The 1,979-nt window shown below is 73.4% G+C and carries 2 protein-coding genes; one reads left to right on the top strand and one right to left on the bottom strand.

The window, feature by feature from the left end; all coding sequences use genetic code 11:
- Positions 1–29 precede the first annotated feature (29 nt).
- The gene (locus tag ACYVE9_RS24740) at positions 30–743 is read right to left on the bottom strand and encodes a M50 family metallopeptidase (protein ID WP_461030119.1); all 714 of its coding nucleotides are present in this window, start codon (positions 741–743) and stop codon (positions 30–32) included.
- Between the two features lie 216 nt (positions 744–959).
- Between ACYVE9_RS24740 and ACYVE9_RS24745 the strand changes: the two genes are divergently transcribed.
- On the top strand, positions 960–1,778 hold the full coding sequence (locus tag ACYVE9_RS24745) for an SOS response-associated peptidase (protein WP_461030120.1): 819 nt from the start codon (positions 960–962) through the stop codon (positions 1,776–1,778).
- The last annotated feature ends 201 nt before the right edge of the window (positions 1,779–1,979 follow it).

Consider the following 1,979-nt stretch of genomic DNA (forward strand, 5'->3'; position numbering starts at 1 on the left):
GGCTGGGGGCGGCTGGTCGGGGTCGGCGGTCAGAGGCCGAGCAGCCAGCGGCCGCCGCCGGTCAGCGAGCAGAGCGCCACGGCGTGGAACAGGAGCAGCCAGCCGCCGGCCGGCACGTTGGTCAGCCGGTGCAACTGGTCGGCGTCGGAGTCGGGGGCGCCGCCGCCGCGGCGCTTGCTCTGCAGCTCGAAGACCGGCCGGACACCGCCCAGCAGCAGGAACCACACCACCCCGTAGGCGAACGCGGCCTGCACGTCCGAACCGGTCAGCCAGGACACCAGCAGGAACACCGCGCCGGTGACCACCACACTGAGCACGCCGTACGCGTTGCGCACCATCACCAGCAGGGCCAGCAGCAGCGCGGTGGCCCCCCACAGCAGGGCGGTGATGTGGCCGGCGGCCAGCAGCCAGGCGCCGCCGAGGCCCAGCAGCGACGGCGCGGTGTAGCCGGCCGCGGCCGTGAGCACCATGCCGATGCCGGTGGGCTTGCCCCGGGAGACGGTCAGCCCGGAGGTGTCGGAGTGCAGCCGTACGCCCTCCAGCCGGCGCCCGGTGAGCAGCGCGACGAGACCGTGGCCGCCCTCGTGGGCGATGGTCACCGCGTTCCGGGCGACCCGCCAGGACAGCCGGGTGCCGACCACCGCCAGCGCCACGACGCCCGTCGCGATCACCAGCCACAGGTCCGGAGCCTCCTGCGTGCCGAAGACCCGGTCCCACACATCGGTGATGCTGTCGGTGTTCATCCGTCCCCTCACTGCTCCCGCCCCCACTGCCACTGCAACGGACGTCATCCCACCAGAGTGCCGCCGCCCCGACCGCACCCGCCCCCGACCGCACCCGCTCCCGACTGCACCGGAGGACGATCGAGCCGGGCCCACGCGATGCCGCCCGTCCCGTCCCGGTGCCGCTGCGGCCGGATTCGACCACGGCTGTCGGTGCCGCGTGGCAGGCTGGACCGCATGTGCGGTAGGTATGCGGCGAGCAGGCAGCCCGAGGACCTGGTCTCGATCTTCGACATAAACAAGTGGGAGCCCACCGAGGCGCTCGCACCGGACTGGAACGTGGCACCGACGAAGGAGGTGTACGCGGTCCTGGAGCGGCCGGTGAAGGAGTCCGGCAGCCCGGAGCCGGTACGCCAACTGCGCACCCTGCGCTGGGGCCTGGTGCCGTCCTGGGCGAAGTCCCCGGACACCGCGGCGAAGATGATCAACGCCCGGGCGGAGACGGTGCACGAGAAGTCCTCCTACCGCAGGGCCTTCACTTCGCGGCGGTGCCTGCTCCCGGCGGACGGCTACTACGAGTGGGTCACCGCCCGCACCGAGCTCGACCTGGAGCAGCAGGGCAGGAGGAAGCGGCCGCGCAAGCAGCCGTACTTCGTGACGCCGGCCGACGGTTCGGTGCTCGCGATGGCCGGTCTGTACGAGTTCTGGCGGGACGGCACACTGCCGGACGGTGATCCGCGGGCCTGGTGGGCGACGTGCACGGTGATCACCACCGAGGCCGAGCAGGCGCCGCTCGCCTCCGCGGCCCCGGGGGAGGGGCCGTCCTCGCTCGCCGACATCCACCCCCGCATGCCGGTGGCGCTGCCGCCGGACCGCTGGGACGCCTGGCTGGACCCGGCCCGGAACGACGTCGATGAGCTGCGTGAGCTGCTCACCGGACTGCCCACCGGGCGGAACCGCGCCTACCCGGTGAGTACCGCCGTCAGCAACGTCCGCAACAACGCGCCGGAGCTGCTGGACGAACTGGAGGCACCGGAAGAGGGCACCCTGTTCTAGTGCCAGTGAACCGAACGCCCCACCGCCCCGGCGAGCCCCTCGTGCCTGCCGCCCCTGCCGTCCTGTCCTCGTCGCGGGCCGTCCTCGCGTGCCCGGGGCCGGTCCGATGAACGCCGGGCAGTCCGGCGGCCCGGCGGTGCCCGGCGAGACGTCGCTGGTCGCGACGACGGCCGGTGACGCCCGCATCACCTGGTTCCGGGC

The sequence above is a fragment of the Streptomyces sparsus genome (assembly GCF_054776295.1).